Raw genomic sequence first — 19262 nt, 5'->3', positions numbered from 1 at the left:
AGTATCAGCGGCATTTTGCGTATAGGCAGCAGAGTCTGAAAATGAATTTACATTTCCACCTAGCGAAATCAATATACTACCCTAGATGTGTTCTACATCGCACCGGTTTGTGCGTGCAGTCAGGAGGCACAATGGCACCGACGTCGCGAGTCCAATCGGTTGACCGCACCCTCGACGTACTCGAAGCGCTCGGCTCCATGGGCGGAGCCGCCCGCTCGATCGACCTTGCAGAACAGCTGAACCTGCCCGCCCCGACAGTTCACCGAATCCTGGCGACCCTGTCAGCCCGAGGCTATGTGGGCCAGCTGCCCGACAAGCGCTATTCCCTGGGAGCCGCCCTCATTCGACTGGGAGCGCAGGCAGCGTCCCAGGTCGGCTATGACCTCCAGCCGATCCTCGACCGCCTGGCAGAAGAACTCGGAGAGACCGTCAACCTCGCTTTTATGCAGGGCACGACCATGACCTACGTCGCCCAAGCCGCGTCCCGCCGATCCATGCGAATGTTCACAGAAGTCGGCGCCCGAGTTCCCATGCACAGTTCGGGCGTGGGCAAAGCGACACTGGCCCACCTGCAACCCGGTGAAGTCGACGCGATACTCGCCTCCGCCTCGGCTGCCGATGACCAGGCGCTGCGCGCGGAACTGGCCTTGAGCCGAGAACGCGGGTTCGCCCTTGACGACGAAGAACAGGAAGTGGGCGTTCGCTGCCTGGCAGTTCATGTGCCCGGCGCACCGGTGCCGGCAGCGCTGTCGACATCATCGCCGACTTCCCGTCTGGCAGAAGACGTCTACGAATCGGTCGCCCAGGCGCTGCACACCGCCGCGGCAAGGCTGACCGCAGTGTGGGCTTCTCGGCACTGAAGCACGCTCCAACATGCCTCATATAAACAGGCTGGGCGAGGGTGTGCCCCTCGCCCAGCCAGCAGGTCTCGCAGCTTCGGCAATCAGTCTTCGCCGCCGACAAGCACCACCATCGGCACGATCATGGGACCGCGGCGCAGCTTGGTCGACAGCCAGCGGCCAATGGTGCGGCGGATGATCTGCTGCAGACGGTGCTGATTCTTCACTCCGTCGTCCAGAGCGTCCTCCACCGCCTTGGCGATCTTCGGCTTGATGGTGTCGAACACGCGGTCGTGCTCAGCGACACCCCGCGTGTGGATTTCCGGTCCGGCAACGATTTCGCGGTTCTTCACATCGATCGTCATGAAGATCGACACAAAGCCCTCGCCGGCAAGCACGCGGCGGTCGCGCAGATCGTCTTCCGTGACATAGCCGACCGATTTGCCGTCAACGAAGACGTACTCACACGGCACGGCCCCGACAATTGAGGCCTGCCCGTTCTTGAGGTCGACAACCCAGCCGTCATCAGCCACGACGACCTTCTCCTTGGGCACCCCGGTGTCCATCGCCAGTTTGGCGTTGGCCAGCATGTGGCGCCATTCGCCGTGCACCGGCATAACGCCTCTGGGTTTGACGATGTTATAGGCGTACAGGAGCTCACCTGCCGAAGCGTGGCCGGAGACGTGAACCGCGGCGTTGCCCTTGTGGATGACGGTTGCGCCCAAGCGCATCAGACCGTTGATCACGCGGGACACTGAGTTTTCGTTCCCGGGGATAAGCGAACTTGCCAAGATGACGGTGTCGTCTTCGTTGAGGTCGATCTGGTGGGTGCCGTTGGCCATGCGCGACAGTGCGGCCATGGGCTCGCCCTGAGAACCGGTGCACATGAGCACAACCTGGTCTTCGGGAAGATCGTCAACCTGTTTGAGATCGATGATGGAGCCCGCGGGCGCTTTGAGATAGCCGAGCTCCTGGGCGATCTTCATATTCCGCACCATGGAGCGGCCGACAAAGGCCACTTTGCGACCGTGGGCGACTGCGGCTTCGAGAACCTGCTGCACGCGGTGGACGTGCGATGCAAAGGACGCCACGATCACCCGGCGCGATGCGTGGCTGAACTGCTGTTCGAGGACCCGCCCGATATTGCGCTCATGAGCGGTGAAGCCGGGAACTTCCGCATTCGTGGAATCAGTGAGGAAAAGGTCAACACCTTCTTCTCCGACCCTGGCGAAAGAGCGCAGGTCTGTTATCCGCCCATCCAGCGGCAGCTGGTCCATTTTGAAGTCGCCGGTGTGCAGGATGGTTCCCGCGTCTGTGCGCAGGAAAACGGCAAGAGCATCAGGAATCGAATGGTTGACGGCAATGAATTCAAGGTCGAACGGACCGAGCTTTTCGCGGTCGCCTTCGGACACGACTTTCGTTCTGGCCCTCACGCGGTGCTCTTTGAGCTTCGGCTCCACGAGAGCCAGTGTCAGAGTCGAGCCGAGGATCGGGACGTCGCGGCCCAGCTTGCGCAGCAAATACGGCACAGCACCGATGTGATCTTCGTGGCCGTGGGTCAGCGCAATGCCGACAACGTCTTTTTCCCGCCCGTCGAGGTACGAGAAGTCCGGCAGGATGAGATCGACTCCCGGCTGTTCTTCTTCGGGAAAGAGCACACCGGCATCGATGATGAGGAGCTTGCCGCCGGTCTCGAAGACCGTCATGTTGCGCCCAACCTCACCGAGACCGCCGAGAGCTACGATCCGCAGGGCGTTTGTGTCGACCTTCGGGGGTGTTCCGAGGTCGGTTGGCAGTTCAATCACTGAAGAAAACCGTGTCCTTCCAATGTTCGGCGCAGGAAGTCGACCTGTTCTGGCGTGGCCGGCAGAAGAGGCATGCGCACTGCGCGGGAGGGAATCACGCCCATGAGTTCAAGACAGGCCTTAGCGGAAACCACCCCGGGCATGTGATTCATGATTGCGTCGACCACAGGAACAAGGTCCAGGGCCAGGCGGCGAGCCGAGGCGATGTCATTCGCAGCGACCAGATCCACCATTTCAGACAGAGGGCGGGCGACTACGTGCCCGGCGACCGACACTACGCCGACGGCGCCGGCGGCAAGCAGCGGCAGGTTGAGGGCGTCTTCGCCCGAGTAGTAGACGAGGTCGGTTTTCGCCATGACCTCGATAGACGATGCGATATCGCCCTTGGCATCTTTGACCGCCAGGATTGTAGGGCAATCGGCAAGCTCGATCAGCGTTTCGGCTTCAATGGGAACACCCGAACGGCCTGGAATGTCATAGAGCATCAGCGGCAGGTCCGAAGCCCCGGCGACTGCCCGCATGTGCGCAGCGATCGCCGCCTGCGATGGCTTGGAGTAGTACGGGGTGACGGCCAGAAGTCCGTGGGCTCCGGCTTCGACGGCCTGTTCGACATTGGCGATACTGCTGCGCGTGTCGTTTGTGCCGATGCCCGCGACAATGCGCACGTGCTCGGGAACAGCTTCTTTCACCGCGCGCAGCAGGTCGCCCTTTTCGTCAAATGACGTTGTTGGAGATTCGCCAGTGGTGCCGGAGACGACCAGCATGTCGTTGCCCGTGTTCACCAGGTGTTCGGCCACCGCCTGCGCCGCATCGAAGTCGACGTCTTCGCCCTTGAAGGGCGTCAGCATAGCCGTACCAACGCGACCGAAAGCGGCGGTCGCCTGCGCTGCTTGTGAATCTCCCTGTGTAGCCATGCCTCCTACTGTACCGTCAGCGGCTGGGGCTGTGCTTCCTCACTCGGCGGCGGACCGTGGCACAATCACAAGCATGAACCCGATTGACAGGGTCTTTCCGCAGGGGCGTCTGCTCTGGATTGATGCGGCCCGCGGCTCAGCTCTCTTCGGCATGGTCGTCACCCATGTCTACCGTCTCAATACTGACGACTTCGAACCGACCTGGGCCGTGATGTTCGCCGGTCGTTCAAGCGCCCTGTTTGCTGTTCTGGCCGGGTTTTCGCTCGTTCTGGCCTCACAGTCACGATCACTGTCCACCCCGGGCAAAGCCATCGCAGCCGCGGTTGTTCGCGGGGTCATCATCTTCACGGTAGGTCTGTTGCTCGGCACCATCAGCACTCGCCTGGCAATCATTCTGACCGTCTACGGTTTCCTGTTCATCGCAGCCTCTGTCCTGCTGCCCCTGCGCGGGCGCACGCTGGCAGCACTGGCTGCCGTGTGGCTTGTGGCTTCCCCCTTCGCCTCCCACGCCATCCGTGCGCATTGGCAGCTCGAACAGGACCTCGCGGTCCCAAGCCTCTATTCGCTTTTCGATCCGGTGGGCCTTCTGCAGTCGATTGTCCTCACCGGCTACTACCCGGCGCTGCAGTGGATGAGCTACATCCTCGTGGGCATGGCCTTAGCGCACGTCCGCTGGTCACGGAAGTCCGCGATAACAGCAACAGCCGCGGGCTTGGGAGCAGCCGTCATGGCTTCAGCCGTCTCGAGCCTGCTGATGGTGTGGCACGGCTGGGAGGTGCTTTCGGCTTCGGCAGCCGAGAAACCGGGCCTTCTCGAACAGGCCACGATCTACGGCAACTGGGGAACCGTCCCCACCGACACCCCGTGGTGGCTAGCAGTAAGCGGACCGCACACCGGCACTCCCCTGGACCTCATCGGCACAGCGGGGGCAGCGGCGGCGGCCATCGGCGTGTTCTGCCTGCTGTTCATCAGCTTCCCCGTGGCCGCCGCGCGGCTGCTGCTGCCGCTGCACGCACCGGGCTCAATGACACTCACCGTATATTCGCTGCACGTCGTTCTGCTTGAACTGACGAAGGGCATGGACCCCACCGCGGAGTACGCCGTCCACGCGGTCGTGCTCATCGGCATTGCCGTGGTGTGGAAGGCTGTCATCTCACGGCGCGGACCGCTGGAGGCAGCTGCATCCGCGGCTGTGCGTCTGACGGTGCGCTGAAGTCGAATAATGCGGGACCGCCTGAGCTGAGACTGGCTGCGGTCAGATTTCAGGCAGCCGCCGTAGTCAGCCGCGGGTGGTTCGCTCCATGCTGATGGCTTTGCGCATGGTGCTGCGGGCGCGCCGACGATCCCCCGCCGCGTCATAGGCCATCGACAGGCGGAACCACGAGCGCCAGTCGCCGGGGGCTTCTTCTGCTTCGCGGGCGAAGAGTTCAAACTGCTCGTCAGCGGCTTCGCGAACAATCCGCCCGCCCGGCGTGCGAGGAAGATCGTCGGGCGGCAGACCGCCTTCCGCGGCAAGCTGCCTGCCCAGGCGCTCAATGCGAGCACCGAAGAGGAGCTCGACGATGAGCGCCCACGCGCCGATGATCGGCAGCGCGAGCAGTGCCACGGCAAGCACCTTCGCGACGATGCTGGGTTCACGCAGCATGATGGCGCCTCGCTGCACCATGAAGATGAGGTAGAGGGCCAGCAGCGCCGAAATGACTGTCGCCCCGATCTTCGCCTTGGACATCAGAGGTACTTTTCGAGCCCCACCGTCAGACCGGGGTGCTGATCAACCTTTCTGACAGCCGTGATGATTCCCGGCATAAAGGCCTCGGTCGAGTGCGAATCGGTGCGGATGGTCAGCGCTTCATGTGCCGAGCCGAAGTGGATCTCCTCTGAGGCGTTCATCCCCAGCTGGCGGACGGCGTGAACATGAATGCCGTCGACCACGGCCCCACGGGCACCGTGAGGGTCTTCTTCGGTTGCATCGGGAACGTCCGGCAGGCCTACATCGCTGCGCACCGCGGCAATCCGCTGGGCTGTTGAGACTGCTGTGCCGGAGGGGGCATCGAGTTTCCGCGTGTGGTGTATTTCGATGACCTCCGCGGATTCGAAATAGGGCGCGGCAAGTTCAGCGAACTGCATGGCCAAGACCGCACCGATTGAAAAGTTCGGGGCGATGAGAACACCGACGTCCGGATGCTGCTGCGCAAGCTCTGCCAGGCGCTGCAGACGTTCCTCACTCCACCCGGTCGTGCCGACAACACAGTGAATGCCGCGGCTGACCAGAAAGTGAACATTGTCCTCCGTTGATTTGGGCACGGTGAGTTCAACAGCGACTTCAGCCCCGGCTTCTACGACGGACGAAAGATCGTCTTCACGGCCGATCGTCGCCACCAACTCCATGCCGTCGGCTGCCTTCACTGCTTCGACGGCGTGCGAGCCCATACGTCCTGATGCTCCGATGACTCCGACTTTGACTGCCACGTGATTCCTTTCTGTTGGTCAGACCCATTTTGTCATCCCACCGCGGTGTTAATATCAAAGACCATGCAGGCTCCCCTCGGATTCGACAGCGCAGAATACATCCGCCAACAGTCAGCACACATTGCCCAGCGACGCCGGGACATCGGCGGCAAGCTCTACCTCGAAATGGGCGGCAAGCTCTTCGACGACCATCACGCCTCACGGGTTCTGCCGGGCTTCACCCCGAACAACAAACTGGCCATGCTTGCCGAACTGAAAGACGAACTCGAAATCCTCGTCTGCGTCAGCGCCCGCGATCTGGACCGCCACAAAATGCGCGCTGATTTGGGAATCAGCTACGAGGACGACGTTCTCCGCCTGATCGACGCCTTCCGCGAAGAGGGCTTCACCGTGGACAACATCGTCATGACGCAGCTGGACGAAGGCAACCTCAAAGCCCGCGAATTCATCACCAAGCTCGAACGGCTGGGGCTCACCGTTGCCCGACACGTGACCATTCCCGGATACCCGAGCAACACCTCGCTCATCATGAGCGAAGACGGCTTCGGCCAAAACGACTGGGTCGAAACCACCCGGGACCTCATCGTCGTCACCGGCCCCGGCCCGGGATCGGGCAAGCTCGCCACGTGCCTGTCGCAGCTCTACCTCGACAGCCGCCGCGGCATCACCTCCGGCTACGCGAAGTTCGAAACTTTTCCCATCTGGAACCTTCCCCTGGACCACCCGGTCAATCTCGCCTACGAGGCCGCGACGGCTGATCTCGACGACATCAACGTCATCGATGCCTACCACCTCCGCGCCCACGGCAGGGAAGCTACGAGCTACAACCGCGATATTGAAGTGTTCCCGCTGCTGAAAGCCACCCTCGAAGAGCTCTACGGGGAATCTCCCTACCAGTCCCCCACCGACATGGGCGTCAACATGGCGGGCATGTGCATCAGCGATGACGACATCGTCCGCCAGGCCGCCGAGCAGGAGATCATCCGCCGCTACTTCACCGCACTCGCCGACGAGCGCCGAGAAAACCTCGACGACACCGTTTCTGAGCGGATTGCCGTGATCATGCGCAAAGCACACATCACTGAGGCGGACCGGCCGATCATCGGCATTGCCCAGAACCTCGAAGCATCAACCGGTCAGCCCGCATCGGCCATGCAGCTGCACGACGGCACGATCATCACCGGCAAAACCTCCGAACTGCTGGGGTGTTCCGCGGCGATGCTGCTCAACGCTCTGAAGCACCTGGCGGGCATCGACGCGGACGTCCACCTGCTGCAGCCGGAGAACATTGAGCCCATACAGACGCTCAAGACCCAGCATTTGGGCAGCCGCAACCCCCGTCTGCACATGGACGAAGTCCTCATTGCGCTGTCTGCCTCGGCAACGGCTGACCACCACGCCGCCGCTGCGCTGGATAGGCTCAAAGAGCTGCGCAGCTGCGATGTGCACACAACAACTCTGCTCGGCTCGGTCGACCAAGAGGTGTTCCGCAATCTGCAGATGCGCGTGACCTCAGACCCCAAATACCAGCGAAAGTCCCTCTACCACAAGCGCTGAATCTGAGCGGGCTGGCGCAGCGGCAGTGCAGCCGCCGTGCCCAGCACACGAGACGGACAGACACAGAAAAGGCGGGGAACAGTGAGACTGTTCCCCGCCTTCTGTGCGTGGAGCTATCAGCCCAGCAGGAGGCCTTCGCCCTGCTTGCGTGCGCGCTCGAAGCGAGCCTGTACGTCTTCCCAGTTCACAACGTTCCACCAGGCCTTGACGTAGTCGGCCTTGACATTCTTGTAGTCGAGGTAGAAAGCGTGCTCCCACATGTCCAGCTGCAGCAGCGGGACGTAGCCCATCTGCACATTGCCCTGCTGGTCATACAGCTGCTCGATGGTGAGAGCCTGGCCCAGCAGGTCCCAACCGAGAACAGCCCAGCCGGAGCCCTGGATGCTGGTGGCAACAGCTTCGAAGTGACCGCGGAACTTGTCGAAATCGCCGAAGGCGTCATCGAGAGCCGAAGCGAGTTCGCCGGTCGGCTTGTCGCCGCCGTCCGGGGACATGTTGTTCCAGAAGATGGAGTGGTTGACGTGGCCGCCGAGGTTGAAGGAGAGGTCCTTCGATGCCTTGGCAGCGGCTGCGAAGTCGCCCTTGTCGCGTGCTTCGGCCTGCTTCTCAAGTGCAGTGTTCGCACCGTTGACGTAGGTCTGGTGGTGCTTGCTGTGGTGCAGCTCCATGATCTGTGCCGAAATGTGCGGCTCCAGAGCTGCGTAGTCGTAGGAAAGATCGGGAAGTTCGTACTTGACGGTCATGTCTTCCTCCTAAGAAGTCAACGAGCGACGTCTGTCGCTATCGCTTTCGAGCCTATCGAAGCTCGTCACCTGCTACAACGGCGCCTGTCCGGCCCGTTATTCCATATGCACCGGACGCGCCGACGGTTTTGACTTGCCGAACTGCGGATTGTTGACCAGATACTCGGCTGTGGGCGAATGTTCGTCCATGACGAACAGGCGGGGTGCTTGTGCTTCGCGCGCCTCGGCCAAACCTGTCGCCAACTGCGAGGCGTCGGTGACTTTCTGCGCTTGCATACCCAGCGCGTTCGCCAGGGCAACGAAGTCCGGCCTGCCCAGCGCAACGGCTGTCGGCGCATCACCGCGTTCGAGCATTTCGCGGGCGATTTCGCCATAGCCGCCATTGTCGATGATGATGAACGACACTGCCAGCCGGTGCTCCACCGCTGCCATGAGCTCCTGGATAGTGAACATCGCCCCGCCGTCGCCTGCAACCGCGATGACCTCATCACTCGGACGGCCGAACTTGGCGCCGATGCCGGCCGGCAGGCTATAGCCCAGAGTTCCGCCGCCTGCCGGGTACAGATAGCGGTCACCTTCACGCAGTCGGACACCCAGCTGCAGACCGTAATAGCACGACATGGACGAATCGCCCACCAAAGTCAGCGAACCGTCAATCGTCTGCCGGTGAATGTTGAGTGCTTCAGTCAGGGCCTTAAACGGTTTGTGCCACTCAGAGCGTTCAGCTTCGATTTCCTGTGTCAGCGGTTGCGACCACAGCTCGCCTTCCGCAGGCTGCCCGGTGAGCCTGTCGACAAGACCGGCCACAGCCTCCTCGGCACGGGCCAGAAGCTGATGTGACGGTGCGGCGTTGGTGATCATGGCGCGCTGGTCGATGTCGATGCGCACAACGGTTTCCGGCAGCCGCATGCCGGGGTCCCAGAATTCACTCGGAGCGAGCTCCGTGCCCACCGCGATGAGCGCATCCGATTCCCCCAGCAACGTGTGGAAGGCTGCCAGGCCGCCGATAGCGCCGATCCGGTTGGGCGATTCGAGAACTCCCATTCCCGCGGTAGTCTCCACAATTGGAGCGCCCAGCGCTTCCGCCAGCTGCGCGGTTGCCCGACCGGCACCTCGTGAACCTCCCCCTGCTATCAGCAGCGGCTTCTTTGCGGCTTCAAGTGCCGCGGCAGCAGAGTCCAGGGCAGCCTCGTCCAGCGGCAGCCGCACATCTGCGGACACCGGCTGCACGGGTGTGTGCGGGCCGTCCTCCTCGATGACATCCAGTGGGATTTCCAAGTAGACGGGCTTGTTCCGGCCCGTAGTCATCGTCGCAAACGCATAAGCGACCGCCTGTGGGATTTCACCGGGCGATGTCACACGCACCGACGATTCCACAATCGAATCGAAAACACCCGACTGCGAGCGGACCTCGTGCAGCAGGCCATTGCCCAGACCGGGGTGGCGCACGGGAACACCCGGGCTGATCAACAGCACCGGAACCGAATCCGAGTGCGCCTGCAGCATGGCTGCCGCAGCGTTGAGCGCAGCTGGTCCGGTAGTTGTGATGAGCACAGACGGCTTGCCTGAAACCCGTGCCGAACCATCGGCCGCATAGCCGCCGCCCTGTTCGTGCCGAGGCGTGATGACGCGTATTCCCTCACTGTGCAGGCCCGCGAAGATCTCAAGGTTGTGCGTGCCGGGAATGCCGTACACCTGTTCAATGCCGTGTGCTTTGAGGGCCGCGGCAAGCTGGCGTCCGCCGGTGGTGTTCATCGTCGTCCTTTCGCTCAGTGGCATCGAGTGCGCAGAAGCTGTTGATGGGGAAGGGTGTTCGAAGTATCAGAAGTCGAGGTCGTCACGCGGACCGACCGTCGCCAGGGCCCACTCGCTGCTGAAAAGACGCGCGGCGAGTTCCCGCACGTCCTCCGGGGTCACCGAGCGGGTCCGCTCGACGATTTCGTCAGTCGTCAGCAGCGGCTGTCCGGTCAGCTCACTGCGGCCCAAACGGTTCATCCGAACCGCCGAACTCTCCATGGCGAGCACAGCCGAAGCCGCGCTGGCAGAGGCGGTGTCTGCCACCTCGGCAGGGGTCGGCCCGTTTTCGGCCAGTTCGGCGCATTCCGCTCGGATCAGCCGCAGGACCTCTGGGGCATCTTCCGGGGCGCAGCCGGCGTAGATGCCGAAGTCACCGATATCGCTGAACTGGGAGCCCGCGCAGTGCACCGAATAGGCAAGGCCGCGCTCTTCGCGGATGCTCTGAAACAGCCGCGAGGACATTCCCCCTCCCAAAAGCATCTGCAGAACCGCAAGAGTGAAGCGGTCCGGGTGGCCCAGGTGCAGGCCCTCAACCCCTGCCAGCAGCACCTGCTGTTCGGTCGGCTTGACCAAGGCGCTGCGATCGGCGTGGAAGACAGGTGCCGGTTCGCCTGCGTGCACAGCTGACGAGGTGCCGCCCACCGGGGCGGGCAGATGCTCCGCTGCCCGCCGGCACGCCTGAACTACGGCTTCGTGCCCTGCTCCTCCGGCGGCGGCAATGACAATGCGCGGACCGGTGTAGGCGTGCGCGTAGTGTTCGACGAGTTCGCGTTGGTCCAGCTGTTCGATCCGCTGTTTCGTGGCTCCCACGGGCCGGCCGAGGCCGGAACCGCGGTAGATGATCGAATCGTAGTGCTCGTAGAGAACATCGACCGGATCATCAGCCGCCATTGCCAGTTCATCGATGATGACTTTGCGCTCGCGTTCGAACTCCACTGGGTCCAGAAGCGAATTGAACACCATGTCGCAGAGCACTTCAGCTGCACGGTCGAGGTCGTCGATGAGACAGCGAGAATAGTAGGCGGTGTACTCCTTTGCGGTCACCGCATTGGCTTCCCCTCCGAGCCTGTCGAATTCCCGCGCTATGTCCCTTGCCGTGCGCTGTCGGGTTCCCTTGAACAGCATGTGCTCGAGGAAGTGAGTGGAACCGGCAGTACGTTCTGTTTCGCTGCGCGAACCCGAGCCGACCCAGATGCCGATGGTCTCCGAGCCCAGACCCGGCATCGTCTCCGTAATGACGCGAATACCAGACGGGAGGACAGTGCGGGTAACCGCACTGTCCTCCCGGTGAAGAGGTTCAGTCAAGACCGGAGTCAGTCTTCGTCGGAGGACTGTTCTTCGTCGATGACCGGTACCAGCGACAGCTTGCCGCGGTCGTCGATCTTCGAGATCTCAACCTGGATGGGCTGGCCGACGCCGATGACGTCTTCGACATCGTCAACGCGCTTGCCGCCGTTGAGCTTGCGCAGCTCAGAGATGTGCAGCAGACCGTCCTTGCCGGGGCTCAGCGACACAAAAGCACCGAAGCTCATGAGCTTCACAACGGTGCCCAGGTAGCGTTCGCCGACTTCCGGAACCTGCGGGTTGGCGATAGCGTTGATGGCATCGCGAGCAGCTTCGGCCGACGGGCCGTCGGTCGAGCCGATCAGGACGGTGCCGTCGTCTTCGACCGAGATCTCCGCGCCGGTGTCTTCCTGTATCTGGTTGATCATCTTGCCCTTGGGGCCGATGACCTCGCCGATCTTGTCAACAGGGATGACAACCGAGAGGATGCGCGGAGCAGTGGGCGCCATTTCCGCGGCGGGACCGTCGATGGCCTCGTGCATGACTTCGAGGATGGCCTGGCGAGCTTCCTTCGCCTGCTTCAGGGCGGCACCCAGCACGGAGGCCGGCAGGCCGTCGAGCTTGGTGTCCAGCTGGATTGCAGTGATGAAGTCTTCCGTTCCCGCGACCTTGAAGTCCATGTCGCCGAAAGCGTCTTCGGCACCGAGGATGTCGGTCAGCGCAGCGTAGGCGCGCTGCGGTCCGGATTCGGTTTCGATGATGTCCGAGACAAGGCCCATGGCGATGCCCGCTACGGGTGCGCGCAGCGGCACACCGGCTGCCTGCAGCGACAGGGTCGAAGCACACACGGACCCCATCGAGGTCGAACCGTTCGAACCGAGGGCTTCCGACACCTGGCGGATGGCATACGGGAACTCTTCACGGCTGGGCAGAACCGGAACGAGGGCGCGCTCAGCGAGAGCACCGTGGCCGATTTCGCGGCGCTTGGGACTTCCCACACGACCGGTTTCACCCGTCGAGTAGGGCGGGAAGTTGTAGTGGTGCATGTAGCGCTTGGAGGTTTCCGGCGCCAGCGAATCGATCTGCTGCTCCATCTTGAGCATGTTGAGGGTCGAAACGCCGAGAATCTGGGTTTCGCCGCGCTCAAACAGGGCCGAGCCGTGAACGCGGGGCAGAACGTCTACATCGGCCGACAGCGGACGGATGTCCTTCAGGCCGCGTCCGTCGATGCGCACCTGTTCGGTGAGGATGCGCTGGCGGATGATGTCCTTCGTGATGGCGTTGAGGGCACCGGCGATTTCAGCTTCGCGGCCGTCGAACTTCTCACCCAGCTGCTCGTAGAGTTCGTCCAGCAGAGCGTCAGCGGCGGCTTCGCGCTCCTGCTTGTCGCCGATCTGGAAGTTCTTTGCCTGCTTGTCGTAGGCAGCTTCTTTCACGGCTTCGTAGACATCGTCTTCATAGGATTTGAAGATGGGGAACTCAGCGACCGGCTTGGCTGCCTTCTCGGCGAGTTCTTCCTGTGCGCGAACCAGTTCGCGGATGAAGGGCTTAGCGGCTTCCAGGCCGCCGGCTACGACTTCTTCCGTGGGCTTCTGGCCGCCTGCCTTGATGAGGTCGCACGCCTGGTCGCCGGCTTCGGCTTCGACCATCATGATGGCCACGTCGCCGTCGACGACCCGACCGGCAACCGCCATGTTGAAGACAGCGTCTTTCAGCTGGGAGTGGTTGGGGAATGCAACCCACTGGTCTTCGATGAGTGCGATGCGCACACCGCCGATGGGGCCGGAGAACGGCAGTCCGCCCAGCTGGGTGGACATCGAGGCGGCGTTGATGGCCAGCGTGTCGTAGATGTGGTCGGGGTTGATCGACATGACCGTGACGACCACCTGGACTTCATTGCGCAGGCCCTTGACGAAGGACGGGCGCAGCGGACGGTCGATCAGGCGGCACGTGAGGATCGCGTCGGTGGTGGGGCGTCCTTCGCGGCGGAAGAACGAACCGGGGATCTTGCCGGCTGCGTACTGGCGCTCTTCGACGTCGACGGTCAGCGGGAAGAAGTCAAAGCCTTCGCGCGGGTTCTTGCTGGCGGTCGTGGTCGACAGCAGCATGGTGTCGTCGTCGAGGTAGGCAACGGCCGAACCGTTGGCCTGCTGGGCCAGGCGACCAGTTTCGAAGCGCACGGTGTGCGATCCGAAGCGCCCGTTGTCAATGTGGGCAACTGAAGAATAAGGGTGAATACCCAAAAGAGTCTCCGTTCATAGGGGATGACTTGAAGTGTCCCCGCACCCGGTGCTCGATCGAAGCCCACGCACACTCTCAGTTGCGGAGGCCACTGTCGATCACCGGCAGCATGCGGGCTTGGACACTGTTTAGTGTATCAAGCACACCAGCCCGCCTGCGGGATGCAGGCGGGCTGGCGGTTGAAAATCAGATGATCAGCGGCGAAGACCGAGCTTCGCGATGAGCGTACGGTAGCGCTCGATGTCGGTTTCAGCGAGGTACTTGAGCATACGACGGCGCTGACCGACCAGCAGGAGCAGACCGCGACGCGAGTGGTGGTCGTGCTTGTGCTCCTTGAAGTGTTCGGTGAGGTATTTGATGCGGCGGCTCATGACGGCGATCTGAACTTCCGGGGAACCGGTGTCGCCTTCGTGGGTCGCGTATTCCTTGATGATTTCCTGCTTAACGGACTTGTCAAGTGCCATGCGGTTCTCCTTCAGAAATCGCTGCGCGGCGCACTCGCCTGGTGCGAATGCCCTATCAGACCGCGGCCGGCAAAACGGCGGAGTCCACCTTAACACGTTCGCTCCCCTCTGCGATAATCGAGCCATGGACACCACGAACGTAGAATCCTTCAGCCTCGATCACACCGCCGTCGCCGCACCCTATGTGCGCGTTGCCGACCGCTCGGAGTTTCCCGGCGGAGTCGAACTCATCAAATACGACGTCCGATTCTGCCAGCCCAACAGGGAACACCTGGACATGGCGACGATTCACTCGATTGAGCACATGACGGCCCACCACATGCGCAATCACACCGACGCGCTCGTTGACTTCTCCCCCATGGGCTGCCAGACCGGCTTCTACGCGCTGACCAACGGCCTCGAACCGGATGCGTTCCTTCCCATCCTCGAAAAGGCGTTCGACGACCTCCTCGAAGCCGATTCGGTGCCGGCTGCAAATGAAAAGCAGTGCGGTTGGGCAGCCAGCCATTCTCTTGACGGCGCTAAGACCGCAGTGCGGGACTTCCTCGCCAAGCGCAGCGATTGGGACCGGGTGTTTGCCTGATGATCTCACGCCAGTCGCCGAACGACGCTTTTGTCATTCAGGTGGCCATGGACCAAGAGGCCGCACCTTTTTTGGCTGCGGCAGAATCCCACGAGCATCTGCGCACGCAGGGCCCAGCAGATTTTCAGCTGCTGGGCTTTGACTTCGGAACGGCCGTGCTCGTTCGCAGCGGCATCGGCCTTGCAAATGCGGCGACCGCGACGACCCAGGCCGCCATGCTCTACCGACCCAGCGCTGTTCTTTCAGCCGGTTCGGCAGGCGGGGTCGGAGAAGACACTTCTGTGGGCGATGTCGTGGTGGCCGACAGCGTTCGCTTCCACGATTCTGATGCGACGGCTTTCGGCTACGCACCCGGCCAGGTGCCGAATATGCCGACCGACTATCCGGCAGATGCCCGCCTGCTGACCGCGGCTCGGCAGTGGGCTGACGGCAAAGGCCATGTGAAGTTCGGCGAAGCCCTATCCGGCGCGTCGTTCATCACGGAAGCCAATATCGGCCATATGCGCACCACGTTCCCCGCAGCACTGAGCACGGACATGGAAACAGCTGCCATAGCGCAGACGGCCCACACCTTCGGCATTCCCTTTGCCGGGGTGCGGGCGGTTTCTGATCTGTGCGGACCCAAGGCCGGCCAGGACTTTTCTCTCAGCCTCGACGAGGCTGCCCGCATATCAGCCCAAGCGACTCTCGGCCTGCTGCGGGCATTCAATTCCCAGCGCTGTACAGATATCGCGGACGTCTAGGGCAATCTGCTCGATCAGCTGATCCAGACCGCTGAAGACAACCTGGCCGCGAATGCGATGGGTGAATTCGACTTCGGCCTCTTCGCCGTAGACATCCAAGTCTGCGAAGTCCACGCCGATGATGTGCGCTTCCACCCGCCGGTCGTCACCGTAGAACGTGGGGTTCGATCCCACAGATATTGCCGTGGGCATGCGCTCGCCGCCGTTGAAGCGAGTCCAGCCCGCATAGACCCCGTCTGCGGGAATCATGCCGTCGACCAAACCCAGGTTGGCCGTGGGAAAGCCGAGTTCGCGCCCGCGGGCATTGCCGTGGACGACCGTTCCCGTCACCGAATGCGGCTCACCCAGGATGCCGGCTGCAGCTTCGACATCGCCTGCGTCGATGAGCGCGCGGATCTCCGTCGAGGAGTACCGCCCACCGTCATCGCCGAGGTCGTCAAGGCCGATGACGGTGTCGATTCCGCACTGTCTTCCGTAGGTGCGCAGTGTTTCGAGGTCGCCCGAGTTTCCTTGGCCGAAGCGCACGTCGCTGCCGACGACAACAGCGCTGGCGTGCAGCTGCCCGACCAGATAGTCGCGGATGAACTCCTCAGGGCTCGCCTGCGCGAAGTCGAGCGTATAGTGCTGGACGAGAACCGCATCAACGCCTGTTTCGGCAATCTTCTCAAGCTTCTCGTGCAGTCCCATAATGAGCTTCGGAGCGTGTTCGGGACTGTGCACGGCCGCCGGGTGCGGATCGAAAGTCAGCACGACGGAGGGAACGTCAAGTCGTTCAGCCGCGGCGGCCAGTTCGCCCAGCACCAACCGGTGACCTCGGTGAACACCGTCGAAATTGCCGATCGTCACGGCATTAGCCGTCTGCAGGCGCTTGGGCCCGGCAGCAAATTCTGCTGTCGACCGGAAAATCTCCACGACGCTCCTTTCTTTGGGACGGGCTAAGCCTAGCGCACGAGAAAGCGGGCTGTTTCACCCAGCACACCGGCCACCGCCAGCGATGCCAGGCTGCCGATGATGAACCGCTCCCCGGCGGCGCGGGATGCACGCAGTTCGGGAAAGCGCCCGAGCCCCTTGAGCGCGACGATAACGGCGAGAATCTCGGGCTGGCCCAGCGCAATGGCGACTGCCGCAGTGAACCTTTCAAGCAGGCCAATCCACAGTCCCCCTCGCAGCAGGCCCGGAGAGTCAATAGCCGGTGTGTCCTGCAGTGTCGGCTCTTCCCTGATGTCCAGGCCCGGCTGCTCCCGCCTGCTTGCAGCAGCCCGCAGAATGAGCGATGTCACCGGCCAGCCGATAAGCGACGCGGCAACACCCGCAGCCAAAGCGGCGAGCAGTTCATACATCACAGCGTCCGTCCTCTCGGTCGAGAAGCACCTCCAGCTGCGTCATCCCCTCGTCGATCGCCGCAGCCTTTGAAGCTCGCAGAGAGTCGGATACAGCCTGCTGCGAAATCTGCAGCTGTGCGGCGACTTGCCTCTGAGTGTGGTTTCGAGCCAAGCGCAGAACGGACCACTGCCTTTCACTGGCCCTCTCGATCCAATGACCGGTCAAGCAGGCAAGCGTCTGCGCTGGCTCCACAGTGCCATTCGGTGAGCACACGGCGATTTCCTGCCAGCGGTTCTTTGCGATTTCAACTGCATCACGTGCAGCGATGAAAGCGCTTCCCCTGGAAGCTGAAGGCCGATCAGCAAGCTGCGCGGCGCCGATGCCGATCCCGACAGACCAGCGACCGCTGCGAAGAATGATCTCCAAGGCGGCCAGTACGTCCGCTCCGCTGGCGAACACACCCTGGACCTCGTCGCCGACTGTCCGCTCAAAGGGCAAAGCAGCCGCACAGTCCGCAGCGGCCGTAAGCAGCTGCGGAACACGGTCTGCTTCAGTACGAGAGCTGCGTTGGTCGGCGTTGATGACGAACATATCTACAGTATTGCAATAGGGATCTGAACGCACAAGCGAAATAACTTGTTTATGCATTTACAAGCTGTTAGCGCTTGTACTCATCGAGAGATGCTGTGCCCACCGCAATCTTCCAGAGGCCCTGCCGAGGTTCGACAATTCCCACAAGTCTCCCGTCAGCGATCGCCGCGCACCTCTCCACAGACGAATCAGCCCCTGCAATCGGCAGAAAGCGCCCCTGCAGCAGCCCCCGGGCCGCTGCCGCATCCATCGTCACCGCGGGCATAAGTGCAGACGCACCCGAACCGAGGTCCAACAGCTGCGGCGGAGGCACCTCGTCAACCCGGTCGCGGTCCGGCAGGCGGTGAGCATCCTCAACAGAGAAAGGGCCGATCCGCGTCCGGCGCAACGCGGTCAGGTGACCGTAGACGCCAAGGTCCTCGCCGATATCGCGGGCCAAAGCGCGAACATAGGTTCCCGTGGAGCAGTCCACGGAAACATCAACGTCAATGTGCGACTCACTTCGCCGGACATCGTGAATATCAAAGCGCGAAACCGTCACAGAGCGGGCTTTGAGTTCGACGTCTTCGCCGGCTCGCACAAGCTCATAGGCCTTTCTGCCCGCAATCTTCACAGCCGAAACGGCCGACGGCACCTGCTGAACAGACCCGGTCTGCCTCGCAACTGCTTCCTTGACGTCTGCCTCGGTCACCGCAGCCAGAACTGCGGGGTCCGCGAAGCGGTCGGGTGAAGAATCGGCATCGTCGCTGGGCGTCGAAGAGCCCAAGCGCACAGTCGCGGTATACGTTTTGTCAGCCCCGACAACATAGGTCAGCAGTTTGGTCCCCTGCCCCAAGCCCAGCACGAGGAGGCCCGTGGCCATCGGATCAAGAGTTCCGGCGTGGCCTACCTTGCGGGTGCCATACCAGCGACGAGTGCGCGCAACCGCGTCGTGGCTGGTGATCCCGCCGGGCTTGTCAATCAGCAGAAGGCCGGTGGGACCAGAAGCGGGTTTCGTCACTTCACCGAAACGTGAACGTGATCGAAGTGGTTCGCGGTCGCTCCGCCGCGGTCTTCCATCTGCTTCCAGCCGCGGCCGGGCATCCAGATGCGCTGCTCCCAGATGATGTACTTGACGTTGAGCTTAGAGGAGTTCTTGATGAGGTAGTCGGAAATGGCGTCGCCGGTCGAACCGGTGATCATAATGTCAACGGCGTTACCGGAGTTGTGGTCCGAACCGGGATCATTGCGGCGACCGCCGTAGGACTTCACCTGCGGGAACTCGGCGCAGACAGCACGGTAGACGGAAATCGCGTTGGGAGTGAGTCCGCCCTCAATCGACGAGGACACGGAGCACTTCTCGCCGGACACGCTGCCCGAAGCCGCAGCGGAACCACCGGATGAGGCTTTGCCGGAGGAACCCTTGCTGCCGGAGGATGCACTGCTCGAGGTTTCGCCATTGGAGCCCGCGGGCTCGTCAGAACTCTCCTGGACCGGTTCGGCAATGGAGACCGCGCCGGGCCCTACGTCCTTGTCGGCGTCCTTGGGAGCCTCGGCAGAAACGGTCTCGGCTTCCGGCGCGAGCTTCGACGCAAACGCGGCCGGATTGTCTTCGCCGGAGCCCTTGGAAGTCATAACGGCCGCGGATGTTGCAATTGCGGCGCTGGCTGCAACAGGGACGGCGATGGCCGAGAGCACTGGCCGGCGGTTGATCTTGCTGAGAATTCCGGCGGACGTCAGGGGCTCTGCGTCATGACGGGCCGATCGACGGCCGGGCTTGGAGGGGCGAAGCGCTCCGAAAAGATCAGCGACGTCAGCGAAAGCGCTCTTCTTAGGTGCCGAGTGTTTACCCACTGATGTTTCCAATCCTTTATCAACGTTACCGAAGCTTTATAAAAGCATAGGGGGCGACTTTGCACAATGCAAAGCC

Annotated in this window: 19 protein-coding genes; 5 read left to right on the top strand and 14 right to left on the bottom strand. The window is 62.3% G+C overall.

All coding sequences use genetic code 11. From position 1 onward, the window contains the following. Positions 1-131: 131 nt before the first annotated feature. Positions 132-860 (top strand): IclR family transcriptional regulator, encoded by a 729-nt coding sequence (locus HMPREF2757_RS06170; protein ID WP_070574328.1) that lies wholly within the window; start codon positions 132-134, stop codon positions 858-860. 83 nt (positions 861-943) lie between these two features. Here HMPREF2757_RS06170 and HMPREF2757_RS06165 read toward each other — a convergent pair whose 3' ends face one another. Both HMPREF2757_RS06165 and dapA read right to left on the bottom strand, forming a co-directional pair. Then, a complete protein-coding gene (locus HMPREF2757_RS06165) occupies positions 944-2644 on the bottom strand; it encodes a ribonuclease J (protein ID WP_070574326.1) in 1701 nt (566 codons plus the stop codon). Further along, positions 2641-3558 (bottom strand): 4-hydroxy-tetrahydrodipicolinate synthase, encoded by a 918-nt coding sequence (dapA, locus tag HMPREF2757_RS06160; RefSeq protein ID WP_070574325.1) that lies wholly within the window; start codon positions 3556-3558, stop codon positions 2641-2643. The genes HMPREF2757_RS06165 and dapA overlap by 4 nt, the downstream gene beginning before the upstream one ends. 73 nt (positions 3559-3631) lie before the next feature. Between dapA and HMPREF2757_RS06155 the strand changes: the two genes are divergently transcribed. Beyond that, positions 3632-4771 carry a heparan-alpha-glucosaminide N-acetyltransferase domain-containing protein gene (locus tag HMPREF2757_RS06155; protein ID WP_070574323.1) on the top strand — a complete coding sequence of 380 codons (1140 nt, stop codon included), beginning with the start codon at positions 3632-3634 and terminating at the stop codon, positions 4769-4771. Positions 4772-4837: 66 nt separating this feature from the next. On the opposite strand, the gene HMPREF2757_RS06150 is transcribed toward HMPREF2757_RS06155, so the two are convergent. After that, a complete protein-coding gene (locus HMPREF2757_RS06150; protein WP_070574321.1) occupies positions 4838-5287 on the bottom strand; it encodes a hypothetical protein in 450 nt (149 codons plus the stop codon). Beyond that, entirely contained in the window at positions 5287-6027 is a 741-nt protein-coding gene (gene dapB / locus HMPREF2757_RS06145) for a 4-hydroxy-tetrahydrodipicolinate reductase (protein WP_083304137.1), read from the bottom strand. Before dapB ends, HMPREF2757_RS06150 begins: the two co-directional genes overlap by 1 nt. Positions 6028-6090: 63 nt before the next feature. Between dapB and HMPREF2757_RS06140 the strand changes: the two genes are divergently transcribed. Beyond that, on the top strand, positions 6091-7584 hold the full coding sequence (locus tag HMPREF2757_RS06140) for a DUF1846 domain-containing protein (protein WP_070574320.1): 1494 nt from the start codon (positions 6091-6093) through the stop codon (positions 7582-7584). 116 nt (positions 7585-7700) lie between these two features. Here the strand turns inward: HMPREF2757_RS06140 and HMPREF2757_RS06135 are convergent, their stop codons facing one another. The 5 genes from HMPREF2757_RS06135 to rpsO form a co-directional block, all read right to left on the bottom strand. Beyond that, the gene (locus HMPREF2757_RS06135) at positions 7701-8327 is read right to left on the bottom strand and encodes a superoxide dismutase (RefSeq protein WP_070574318.1); all 627 of its coding nucleotides are present in this window, start codon (positions 8325-8327) and stop codon (positions 7701-7703) included. 96 nt (positions 8328-8423) lie between these two features. Further along, the gene (locus HMPREF2757_RS06130) at positions 8424-10082 is read right to left on the bottom strand and encodes a thiamine pyrophosphate-binding protein (RefSeq protein ID WP_070574316.1); all 1659 of its coding nucleotides are present in this window, start codon (positions 10080-10082) and stop codon (positions 8424-8426) included. A 66-nt stretch (positions 10083-10148) separates the two neighbouring features. Beyond that, positions 10149-11429 (bottom strand): M16 family metallopeptidase, encoded by a 1281-nt coding sequence (locus HMPREF2757_RS06125; protein ID WP_070574314.1) that lies wholly within the window; start codon positions 11427-11429, stop codon positions 10149-10151. A gap of 8 nt (positions 11430-11437) precedes the next feature. Continuing rightward, the gene (locus HMPREF2757_RS06120; protein ID WP_070574312.1) at positions 11438-13651 is read right to left on the bottom strand and encodes a polyribonucleotide nucleotidyltransferase; all 2214 of its coding nucleotides are present in this window, start codon (positions 13649-13651) and stop codon (positions 11438-11440) included. 192 nt (positions 13652-13843) lie between these two features. After that, positions 13844-14113 (bottom strand): 30S ribosomal protein S15, encoded by a 270-nt coding sequence (rpsO, locus tag HMPREF2757_RS06115; protein ID WP_070574310.1) that lies wholly within the window; start codon positions 14111-14113, stop codon positions 13844-13846. A gap of 124 nt (positions 14114-14237) precedes the next feature. Here rpsO and HMPREF2757_RS06110 point away from each other — a divergent pair, with 124 nt between their 5' ends. Both HMPREF2757_RS06110 and mtnN read left to right on the top strand, forming a co-directional pair. Continuing rightward, positions 14238-14696: an S-ribosylhomocysteine lyase gene (locus tag HMPREF2757_RS06110; RefSeq protein WP_070574308.1), complete on the top strand. Its 459-nt coding sequence runs from the start codon at positions 14238-14240 to the stop codon at positions 14694-14696. Next, positions 14696-15439, top strand: a complete 744-nt coding sequence (gene mtnN, locus HMPREF2757_RS06105) for a 5'-methylthioadenosine/S-adenosylhomocysteine nucleosidase (RefSeq protein ID WP_070574306.1) — start codon at positions 14696-14698, stop codon at positions 15437-15439. Before HMPREF2757_RS06110 ends, mtnN begins: the two co-directional genes overlap by 1 nt. Here the strand turns inward: mtnN and HMPREF2757_RS06100 are convergent. From HMPREF2757_RS06100 to HMPREF2757_RS12125, 5 genes are all read right to left on the bottom strand, one after another. Continuing rightward, positions 15368-16351, bottom strand: coding sequence for a bifunctional riboflavin kinase/FAD synthetase (locus tag HMPREF2757_RS06100; protein ID WP_370919388.1), 984 nt, complete (start codon positions 16349-16351; stop codon positions 15368-15370). The two genes, mtnN and HMPREF2757_RS06100, sit on opposite strands and share 72 nt — an antisense overlap. A 29-nt stretch (positions 16352-16380) precedes the next feature. Further along, positions 16381-16779: a hypothetical protein gene (locus HMPREF2757_RS06095; protein WP_070574305.1), complete on the bottom strand. Its 399-nt coding sequence runs from the start codon at positions 16777-16779 to the stop codon at positions 16381-16383. Further along, positions 16772-17353 carry a hypothetical protein gene (locus HMPREF2757_RS06090; RefSeq protein ID WP_070574303.1) on the bottom strand — a complete coding sequence of 194 codons (582 nt, stop codon included), beginning with the start codon at positions 17351-17353 and terminating at the stop codon, positions 16772-16774. The genes HMPREF2757_RS06095 and HMPREF2757_RS06090 overlap by 8 nt, the downstream gene beginning before the upstream one ends. 67 nt (positions 17354-17420) lie before the next feature. After that, positions 17421-18353, bottom strand: coding sequence for a tRNA pseudouridine(55) synthase TruB (gene truB, locus HMPREF2757_RS06085; protein WP_070574301.1), 933 nt, complete (start codon positions 18351-18353; stop codon positions 17421-17423). Then, positions 18350-19186, bottom strand: coding sequence for a VldE C-terminal domain-containing protein (locus HMPREF2757_RS12125; RefSeq protein ID WP_070574299.1), 837 nt, complete (start codon positions 19184-19186; stop codon positions 18350-18352). Before HMPREF2757_RS12125 ends, truB begins: the two co-directional genes overlap by 4 nt. Between the last annotated feature and the right edge of the window lie 76 nt (positions 19187-19262).

Source organism: Brevibacterium sp. HMSC063G07, from assembly GCF_001810665.1.
In the GTDB taxonomy this organism is placed as follows: Bacteria; Actinomycetota; Actinomycetes; order Actinomycetales; family Brevibacteriaceae; genus Brevibacterium.
This window is presented reverse-complemented; position numbering and strand designations above follow the sequence as displayed.

Bases quoted from the DNA above. Each gene is read 5' to 3' on its own strand.
- HMPREF2757_RS06170 (WP_070574328.1), top strand. From the start codon at position 132: ATGGCACCGACGTCGCGAGTCCAATCGGTTGACCGCACCCTCGACGTA.
- dapA (WP_070574325.1), bottom strand. From the start codon at position 3,558: ATGGCTACACAGGGAGATTCACAAGCAGCGCAGGCGACCGCCGCTTTC.
- HMPREF2757_RS06155 (WP_070574323.1), top strand. From the start codon at position 3,632: ATGAACCCGATTGACAGGGTCTTTCCGCAGGGGCGTCTGCTCTGGATT.
- HMPREF2757_RS06150 (WP_070574321.1), bottom strand. From the start codon at position 5,287: ATGTCCAAGGCGAAGATCGGGGCGACAGTCATTTCGGCGCTGCTGGCC.
- HMPREF2757_RS06140 (WP_070574320.1), top strand. From the start codon at position 6,091: ATGCAGGCTCCCCTCGGATTCGACAGCGCAGAATACATCCGCCAACAG.
- HMPREF2757_RS06135 (WP_070574318.1), bottom strand. From the start codon at position 8,327: ATGACCGTCAAGTACGAACTTCCCGATCTTTCCTACGACTACGCAGCT.
- HMPREF2757_RS06130 (WP_070574316.1), bottom strand. From the start codon at position 10,082: ATGAACACCACCGGCGGACGCCAGCTTGCCGCGGCCCTCAAAGCACAC.
- rpsO (WP_070574310.1), bottom strand. From the start codon at position 14,113: ATGGCACTTGACAAGTCCGTTAAGCAGGAAATCATCAAGGAATACGCG.
- HMPREF2757_RS06110 (WP_070574308.1), top strand. From the start codon at position 14,238: ATGGACACCACGAACGTAGAATCCTTCAGCCTCGATCACACCGCCGTC.
- mtnN (WP_070574306.1), top strand. From the start codon at position 14,696: ATGATCTCACGCCAGTCGCCGAACGACGCTTTTGTCATTCAGGTGGCC.
- HMPREF2757_RS06095 (WP_070574305.1), bottom strand. From the start codon at position 16,779: ATGTATGAACTGCTCGCCGCTTTGGCTGCGGGTGTTGCCGCGTCGCTT.
- HMPREF2757_RS06090 (WP_070574303.1), bottom strand. From the start codon at position 17,353: ATGTTCGTCATCAACGCCGACCAACGCAGCTCTCGTACTGAAGCAGAC.